This is a genomic window from Halorubrum yunnanense, assembly GCF_026586675.1.
In the GTDB taxonomy this organism is placed as follows: domain Archaea; phylum Halobacteriota; class Halobacteria; order Halobacteriales; family Haloferacaceae; genus Halorubrum; species Halorubrum yunnanense.
Window position 1 is genome coordinate 1 of sequence record NZ_JAODIX010000009.1, and the last position, 8,606, is coordinate 8,606.

Below are 8,606 nucleotides of genomic sequence, written 5' to 3' on the forward strand. Positions count from 1 at the left end.
CGGGTTAATCTGGCGGAATATTACAGTAAGAGCGTCCGAGACCGTCGTCACTAGGCGGTAAAACAAGGCATGTAGCCATCAAGTTCAAGTACGAGTTCACTATCTGTCGGGCCATCGATGTCAGCACTGTCAACAAAGAGTTGGTTACCAGCAGCGTCTTCAGCACCAGACACAGTGAATGCGTCGGCAAGGTCGCTGTTGTCAGCACCATCAGCGAGATCCACATTGTCACCGAAGTCAACTGTGATCTGACTTCCGGTTGCGCCACCAGCGTCCTGCACTGATGTGTCTGTATCACCGAACGATGGCTGTGCTTCGGAAATACTGAACTCCGTATCTACGTCACCCAGCTCGCCATCGGTGAAGGCGGCGTTGTATTGGACATCTTGGTTGGTGAACGTTGAGAGATCCCACTCGACCTCAATTGCCAGATCGGATACCGTACCGGTAGATCCGTTGAGTTCGATGGTGATCTCGTCAGTCGAACCGTCATAGCTGACAGTGTCGACATCGTGGCTTCCCTCGTCAGCTAGACGGGCTTCGCTAATCGCACCCGTTGTATCTAACGCACCGCCATCTGTACCCTCAGTGGTAATTCTGATTGTTTCGCTATTCCCATCATTTTCGAGTTGGTCGAACGTTACGGTCTGATTAACTGAGTCGGTTCCAGCGATCAAATCACCGGCCTCAATCCCATTGGAACCGATATCTTGTGCATCTGCTGCTGCGGTTCCTGTGAACCCTGCAGCAACCATCGAAACCATCATTACCAACGCGCCTAGCAGCGCGAGTGATTGTTTGAGCTTATCTCTCATGTATCGTCGTCTCTGTTACACTTGCCGCACGCTACGCCTGTGACCCGTCCTGATGCCGCGGTATGTTGTCGGATCACGTTTCCAAGTCGTAGTAGTCCACGAGGACCTCCTCGAGCTTCTCGGAGACGTTCGCGCCGTCCGCCACGGCGTCCGAACGCACCTCCCGCCAGACCTCGCGGTCCAACTCGATCGTCGTCCGCGTCAGGTCCGCGGTGTCGTCCCCGCTGTTTTCGTCTGTCATCGCCACGAATGTCTGATCACCCCCTCTGTACTCCCCTATTACGTTCTGGTATCCACTTCACGTTACAGTAGTCACACTTCCCGGCTGACCACTTATATCTACCGTTGGTATCTGTTACCGATACCTACCGGAAACCGCCCGACGCGTCGGCCGTGACCGGATGGCGGAGCCGCCACTCGCCACCTCTCAAAACGCGTAAAAACGGCGAGACGGAGCCACTCGAACCGGTTCCCGGCCGAACGGCCATCGACGACGCGACCGGGGTCGCGTCTACGAGACGACCTTTTTCGAAGAGAACCGATGGGATACGAACCGCTCCACCGACGGTATCCACTGATGGCGTTTTCGCGTCGCTCCGCGCGATCCACTCGATTGGCGCTTCGCGACCGGTCCTCCGCGACCGCGACGCTCGCCCACCATGCTCGTCGCGCCGCGCGCGCCCCGTCTTGGAGTCACTCGTCGGTGCGCTCCGCCTCGTCGGTGCGCTCCGCCAGCTCTCGCTCGATCAGCGCGTCGAAGTCGACGTCGTCGTCCTCGTACGCCTCACGGTGGCTCGCCGCGATCCGTCCCCGATCCGTGATCTCGTAGAGCCCGCTGTTCGGCGCGGGACCGACGCGGTTCAACAGCCCGTAGTCGGCCAGCACCGGAAGCCGGGTGTTGACGTACGACCGGTTTTTGTCGAGGTGGACCGCGATGTTGACGGCGTTGTTGCGCCGCCCGTTCGAGAGAATCTGCAGGATCTCGAAGTCGGTCGGAACGGTGAGCCGCATTAGCCCGTTTTCCACACCGAGCCAATATATATCCTGATGAATCCAGCGCGGACCTCGAGACGCGTTTCCCGGCGATATCACTGAACAGCGCTCTTCGTCCGCAGGAGTCGCCGAGGGACCGACCGCGCTCAGTCCTCGTCTTCCACCGCGACGAGCTCGCGCGCGGCGCGAAGATCCTCTAACGCTCGCTCGTGACAGGCGACCGCCTGCGCGAGGTACTCGTCGATGGTCTCTGCGTCGAGGTCGACGTCGTCGTGGGTGGCGTAGAGGGCGTACCGCTCCAACGACGCGTTCGTGTGCTCCTGGGCGTCGATGAGCGACTTGATGACGGCCCAATCCGTCTCGAGGGCGTCGTCCTCCTCGGCCGTCACCGCTACGCCCCGCCCGTCTTTCGGTCGCTTCGACATTGTCTCATATCAGAAACTACCGCCACATAGTCTTTCGGTTGACACCTTCGAACGTCGGTCACGTCGACGCGTCCCCGCTATGCTGTCGCCACGTCGAGGGTGACCGTGCCCGTCTCGTCGTTCGGGGGACGGGTGACAGTTGTCAACGCGGGAACACCCGTGTCGGGTACTGAGACGGCTGTTGCGGTGGTGTCGACGGATCCACGAGCCGCCGGCTCCGCGGTCGGTCGTCGATAAAAATCGCGTGTCGTCGAGGCCCGAAGGGGCGCGCGACGGTCGGTCGGCGGGTCGATTCGGCGAAGCGGCTGCAGTCGGCGTGGGTGGTGTAGTTGTCCTATCGGACGCTTACATCGCACCGCCCATGCCACCCATGCCGCCCATGCCGCCGCCCATGCCGCCGGGCGCGCCGCCGGGGCCGCCCTCGTCGCCGCCGTCGTCGGTGCCGCCGCCCTTGAGGTCGCCGGCCGCGATGACGTCGTCGATGCGCAGGATCATGACGGCCGCCTCGGTGGCGGACTCGATGGCCTGGGTCTTGACGCGGAGCGGCTCCACGACGCCCTCGGCCTCCATGTCGATCACGTCGCCCGTGTAGGCGTCGAGACCGGCGCCGAACTCGCCGGCGTCGTGCCGGGAGCGGAGGTCGACCAGGGAGTCGATGGGGTCGAGGCCCGCGTTCTCGGCGAGGGTGCGCGGGATGACTTCCAGCGCGTCGGCGAACGCCTCGACGGCGAGTTGCTCGCGGCCGCCGACGGAGTCGGCGAAGTCGCGGAGCTGCAGCGCGAGCTCGGCCTCGGGGGCGCCGCCGCCAGGCAGGACCTGCCCGTCGAGCAGCGTCGTGCGGACGACGCCGAGCGAGTCCTCGATGGCGCGCTCGACCTCGTCGACGACGTGTTCGGTGCCGCCGCGGAGGATGAGGGTGACGGACTTCGCCTCCTCGACGTCCTCGACGAAGATGCGCTCGTCGCCGCCGATGTCCTTCTGGGCGACGGAGCCGGCGAAGCCGAGGTCGTCCGACTCGATGTCCTCGAGGTTGGAGACGACGCGGCCGCCGGTCGCGCGGGCGAGGCGATTCAGGTCGCCGGACTTTGCGCGGCGGACGGCGAGGATGCCCTCCTGCGCGAGGTAGTGCTGTGCCATGTCGTCGATGCCGTCACCGACGAAAACGACGTCGGCGTCGATGTCGACGAGGTGGTCGACCATCTCGCGGAGCTGCTCTTCCTCCTGATCGAGGAACTGCTGGAGCTGGTCGGGGTCGGTGACGTTGACCTCGGCGTCGATCTCCGTCTCCTTCACTTCGATGTCCCCGTCGAACAGCGCCACGTTCGCGTCCTCGACGGCGAAGGGCATGTTCTCGTCGACGCGCTCCTTGTCGACGATGACGCCCTCGACGAGTTCCGACTCGTCGATGGAGCTGCCGACGACCTTCTCGACGGAGACGTTCTCCGTGTCGATGCCGTCGTCGTCCTGGACCGCGAGGACGGAGTCGACGACGAGCTCGGCGAGGAGGTCCTTCGCGTTCTCGGCACCCTTGCCCGTCATCGCCGTCTCGGCGATCTCGACGAGCGTGTCGCGGTCGTCCTCGGAGACGTCGATGGCCTCCTCTTCGAGGATCTCCTTGGCCTTCTCGGAGGCCTGACGGTACCCCTGTGCGAGGGTCGTCGCGTGGATGTCCTGGTCGAGGAGCTCCTCGGCCTGATCGAGGAGCTCACCGGCGACCACGACCGCGCTCGTGGTCCCGTCGCCGACCTCCTCCTCCTGCGTCTCGCTGACCTCGACGATCATGTTGGCCGCCGGGTGGTCGATGTCCATCTCCTTCAGGATGGTGACGCCGTCGTTCGTGACGACGACGGACCCTCCCGAGTCGACGAGCATCTTGTCCATCCCTTTCGGGCCGAGCGTGGTGCGGACGGACTCCGCGACAGCCTTCCCGGCCGTGATATTCATGTTCTGAGCGTCCTTTCCGGATGTTCGCTGCGACTCCTCGGAAAGTACGATCATGGGCTGATTGCCCATCCGCTGGCGCTGTGACATTACAACCATTGATTGTTTGTGATTCTATATAAACCCTTCGCTCGTGTCGTGCGAAACCGCAACACGGTGGGGCAGTACCGGCAGGTATGAGGCACGTTCACACGGGCATTTATATAGAACTCCAGATCGAGCGTCGGGGCGGGGGTCTCCGATAGCCGAACCCCGGTGGCGCGTGCCTCCGACCGACGGGACGAGGGCGAAGCTCTCGCTCGCAACCGGACGGCGTCCGGCGACGAGGCCGGGGCTTTGGAGATGTCCAGCACGGGGTCATCGGCAGCCTCGTATAATCGAGCGGCCGAGCGTTCCCGCGGTATCACCTCGGCGGCAACCGCTCCCAGACGGCCGGCCGAGGGCTCGGAGGCGGTCTCCCGGCGATCTCCCCCGTTTTTAGCTGACTATAGGCGCTAAGCCCCCGTCCTCAAGGAGCGAACGAAGTGAGCGAGTAGGGCGGGGATACAGCGCCGTCATCGTTTTAGTTTCACTACACGGCATAGCCTTACTACCCCTGCGGTCGATATCGGTAGTACGATGCTCACCACGCTTCCGGTGGTGTTCAAGCGCGACAAGAAGCGCGCACCCTCGGTTGTGGCTGAGTGTCCATCCGGTAGGAGTGGGACACTCCGAACCACCCGTGAAGGGAAGTCGCCTGCGGAGTCTGGAATCCCTGTGCCCACGTCGGGTATAAATTCCGACGCAGAAACAGGAAACCCTGTCCTCAACAAGCGAGGGGCGAGTAGCCCCGAGCGCGGTAGGTCAGGGTAGTTCACGGTTTGACGCCGAACCGAACGCATGACCCGAATCGTCGCCGTCTCCGGCAGCCGGAGCGCGGACAGCACGACGCGGGCCGCGCTGGAAGTCGCGCTCGACGCCGCGGCCGACGCCGGTGCCGAGACCGAGATGACCGACCTCGGCGCGGTCGACCTCCCGCTGTACCACCCGGACGAGGACCCGCAGGGCGACAGCGAGGCGCTGAAGCGGCGGGTGCGCGAGGCCGACGGCGTGCTCGCCGGCACCCCGGTGTACCGCGGCTCCTACTCCTCGACGTTTAAGAACTTCCACGACTTCTGCGGCTCGACGGAGTACGAGAACACCGCGGTCGGACTCCTCGCGACCGCCGGCGGGGGCTCCTACGGCGGAACCTTAGAACACCTCCGGTCGACGTTCCGGAACGTCCACGCGTGGACCGTCCCCCACGAGGTCGGGATCCGCGGGGCCTCGTCGGTCGTCGACGAGACCGGGATCTCGGACGAGGACGTCCGGGAGCGCACGGAGCGGCTCGGTCGAGTCGTCGTCGAGCACGCGGAACGGCTTCGGGAGTGAGCCGGCGGTAGCAGTGGGTCGCCGCCGCAGACCACGCCCGCGAGCGGTAGGGATTTCGGCCGCGAGCCCGACCGTTCGCCGATGAGTCGCATTCTCCCCCATAAGCTGGCCGAGCGCCTCGGGACCGACGACGAGCCGTTTGTGTTGGACATCCGGCCCGAGTCGGCCTCCGAGCGCGACGCGATCGACGCGAGTCGAAACGCCCCGCGTACGACGACTTGCGGGGCGGCGACGAGTCGGCGCTCCGGCGCCGGTTCGACGAGCTCCCGGACGACCGGGAGATCGTGACCGTGTGCAAGATGGGAATCGTCGCCAAGCGGGCGACGAGCGTCCTCGATGAGGCCGGCTACGACGCGTCGACGCTCGCGGGCGACATGAGCGGGTGGAACGGGGACGAACGGAATTCGCTGGGGTATCGGATCCGGTCGCTGTGGTGGCGGCTGCGGGGATGACGCGGGGCGGGTCGGGTTCGAGTGGGAGCGACGGATCGGGGGTGACGAGACCGCCGACCCGCCGCCCTTTTGACCGCCTCGCGCCTATGGCGTCCATGACCGAATCGGGTGACGACGACCGTGTCCGCTAACCGGAAGGGGGACCGCCGCGAGCGCGAGCTGGTGAACGCCCTCGACGAGGCCGGGTTCGCCGTGATGCGCGCGCCCGCCAGCGGCGCCGCGACGGAGCGGGAGCTCCCCGACGTGCTCGCCGGCGACGGCGAGACGTTCTACGCGATCGAGGCGAAATCGAGCGCGGGCGACCCGATCTACCTCACCGGCGAGGAGGTCGAGGCGCTGACCTTCTTCGCGCGGAACTTCGGCGCGAAGGCTCGGATCGCGGTCCGGTTCGACCGGGAGGACTGGTACTTCTTCCACCCGGGCGACCTCTACACCACCGACGCCGGGTCGTATCGGGTGAAAAAGGAGACGGCGCTCGCGGAGGGCACCGACTTCCCCGAGTTCGTCGGCGAGACCGAGAAGGTGACGCTCGACGAGGTCGGCGGCGGGGACGGCGGAGGCGGAGTCGATCCGGAAACCGAGGAGCGCCGCGAGATCCTGGAAGCGGTGCGAGACGGCCACATGCCGGTCGAGGACGCGATCGACGTGTTGTGAGCCGCCTGGCGTGCGAGGGCCCGAGACCGGCACGGCGCCCCGTCACCCCCTCGCTTATCCCTCGCGGCGTCGAACGTCGAGTCGAATGAATGAGGAGTTCGTCCTGCTAGAGCCCGACGACCAGCCCGGCGACGAGTGGGAACAGCTGGACGTCTCCGACACGGAGGCGGACCGGATCGCCCGCAAACAGGACCGGGAGTTCGACGAGTTCCGCAAGCGGATCAAGAACACCGAGCAGTTCAAGCTCCAGGAGTCGGTGTTCGACGACGCGACGCTGGCGGCGGTGTACAAGCTCGTGCAGGACGGCTACGTCGACGCCTTCGGCGGGCCGGTGTCGACCGGGAAGGAGGCGAGCGTCTTCGAGGCGCTCGGCGGGCAGGCCGGCGAGCGGCCGGAGCCCGGCTCCGAGGCCGCGGGCGGCGGCCCCGAGGGCGTCCACTCGGAGCGCGAGGTCGCCGTGAAGGTGTACCGGATCAACTCCTCGAACTTCCGGCAGATGCGCGACTACCTCGAGGGCGACCCGCGGTTCGACGGGATCGCGAGCGACAAGAAGGCGGTCGTGCTGGCGTGGACCCGCAAGGAGTTCGCGAACCTCGAACGCGCGCGGAAGGCGGGCGTGCGGGTCCCCGAACCGATCGCGGTCCAGCGGAACGTCCTCGTGATGGAGCTCGTCGGCCACGCCGAGGACCGCGCTCGGCGGCTGAACGAGGTCGACGTGGAGAACCCCGAGACCGCCTACGAGGTCGTCCGCGAGTACATGCGCCGGCTCTACCGCGCCGGGCTGATCCACGGCGACCTCTCTGAGTACAACATGATCATCCACGACGGCGAGCTGGTGATCATCGACATGGGCCAGGCGGTGACGGTCCACCACCCGAACGCCGGCGAGTTCCTCGACCGCGACTGCGAGAACGTGGCGACCTTCTTTACGCGGGAGGGGATCGACGTCGACCCCGACGACCTCCGCGCGTACGTGACCGAGCCGGAGTCCGATCCGGCGGGGGAGCCGGAGGGCAAGCTGGGCGGGGAGCCGGACGCTGACCCGAGCGGCGAATCTGAGTGAGAGTCGGGCAGAAGGTCGGGCGCCGAGTCCGAGCCGAATCCGGACGAGTAGATCGGGTCGGCTCCCGGGTGAACTACCCTACCCTACTCGCTCACGGCTGACGCCGTTCGTTCGTTGAGGGTAGGGCTTCCTGCTTCTACGACGCGCTTTGCAGATACCAACGTATCCACAGGGAGCGCAGTCTCCACAGGCGTTCCTTCGGAGTGTCCCACTCCTACGTCTTCGAGGCCGCGAGAAAGAATGTTCCACGCCGTCGCAAAATCGCTCGCGATTTTGCTGCCCATCAGACGTAGTCTGATGACCGCATTCGCGTCCCTGTCCGCCTCAAACCCGCAGGCGGGACAGGAGTGTTCACGGACCCATAACGGCTTGTCCGTCGAGACGCCGCACGCCGCGCACTCTTTGGTCGTTCCTCTCGGGCTGACCGCGACGAAGTGCGTCCCCTCTCGTTCGCACTTGTATTCGAGCAACGAGAGAAACGTTCGCCACGCGGCAGACGCCGTATTGCGGCTGTTCGACGGCGACTCCATCATCCCCTTCACGTTCAGGTCTTCGACCGCCACAAGATCGTACTCCCTCGCGTAGTACGCCGAGAGTTTGTGTAGGAAGTCACGGCGCTTCCGTCGGAGGTCAGCGTGACACTCCGCGACGCGCCGTCGTTGTTTCTCGTAGTTGTTCGACCCGTGTTCCTTCCGCGAGAGCGTCCGTTGCTCGCGCTCCAAGCGGTCACGTTCGTCGGAGAGATCGAGCGACCCGACGGCGGTTCCGTCCGTGTCGTGGGCGTACGTGAGAATCCCTACATCGATTCCGACGCACTTCTCGGGATTCTCAGGCGGGTCGGGCGGTTCTCGGT

At 65.3% G+C, this 8,606-nt stretch carries 9 protein-coding genes and 1 pseudogene; 4 read left to right on the plus strand and 6 right to left on the minus strand.

Annotated elements, in window-relative coordinates:
• Positions 1-50: 50 nt before the first annotated feature.
• The 5 genes from N5096_RS02530 to thsA form a co-directional block, all read right to left on the minus strand.
• Positions 51-815, minus strand: coding sequence for a hypothetical protein (locus N5096_RS02530; protein ID WP_267662763.1), 765 nt, complete (start codon positions 813-815; stop codon positions 51-53).
• A 73-nt stretch (positions 816-888) separates the two neighbouring features.
• Positions 889-1,056: a hypothetical protein gene (locus N5096_RS02535; RefSeq protein ID WP_267662764.1), complete on the minus strand. Its 168-nt coding sequence runs from the start codon at positions 1,054-1,056 to the stop codon at positions 889-891.
• Positions 1,057-1,508: 452 nt separating this feature from the next.
• Entirely contained in the window at positions 1,509-1,826 is a 318-nt protein-coding gene (locus N5096_RS02540) for an ArsR family transcriptional regulator (RefSeq protein WP_267662765.1), read from the minus strand.
• Positions 1,827-1,954: 128 nt separating this feature from the next.
• The gene (locus N5096_RS02545; protein ID WP_267662766.1) at positions 1,955-2,233 is read right to left on the minus strand and encodes a DUF8103 family protein; all 279 of its coding nucleotides are present in this window, start codon (positions 2,231-2,233) and stop codon (positions 1,955-1,957) included.
• Positions 2,234-2,578: 345 nt separating this feature from the next.
• Positions 2,579-4,231: a thermosome subunit alpha gene (gene thsA / locus N5096_RS02550; RefSeq protein ID WP_267662772.1), complete on the minus strand. Its 1,653-nt coding sequence runs from the start codon at positions 4,229-4,231 to the stop codon at positions 2,579-2,581.
• A gap of 822 nt (positions 4,232-5,053) precedes the next feature.
• Here thsA and N5096_RS02555 point away from each other — a divergent pair.
• The 4 genes and pseudogenes from N5096_RS02555 to rio1 all read left to right on the plus strand — a co-directional run bounded on the left by N5096_RS02555 (position 5,054) and on the right by rio1 (position 7,753).
• Positions 5,054-5,584, plus strand: a complete 531-nt coding sequence (locus N5096_RS02555) for an NADPH-dependent FMN reductase (protein ID WP_267662767.1) — start codon at positions 5,054-5,056, stop codon at positions 5,582-5,584.
• An 81-nt stretch (positions 5,585-5,665) separates the two neighbouring features.
• Positions 5,666-6,036 (plus strand): annotated as a pseudogene (locus tag N5096_RS16295) (rhodanese-like domain-containing protein).
• A gap of 108 nt (positions 6,037-6,144) precedes the next feature.
• Complete coding sequence (gene hjc / locus N5096_RS02565; protein ID WP_309243298.1) at positions 6,145-6,690, plus strand: Holliday junction resolvase Hjc; 546 nt, start codon at positions 6,145-6,147, stop codon at positions 6,688-6,690.
• A gap of 85 nt (positions 6,691-6,775) precedes the next feature.
• Positions 6,776-7,753: a serine/threonine-protein kinase Rio1 gene (rio1, locus tag N5096_RS02570; protein WP_267662770.1), complete on the plus strand. Its 978-nt coding sequence runs from the start codon at positions 6,776-6,778 to the stop codon at positions 7,751-7,753.
• Between the two features lie 83 nt (positions 7,754-7,836).
• On the opposite strand, the gene N5096_RS02575 is transcribed toward rio1, so the two are convergent.
• Positions 7,837-8,606: RNA-guided endonuclease InsQ/TnpB family protein (locus N5096_RS02575; RefSeq protein ID WP_267662771.1), on the minus strand; the 770-nt coding region annotated here is incomplete at its 5' end.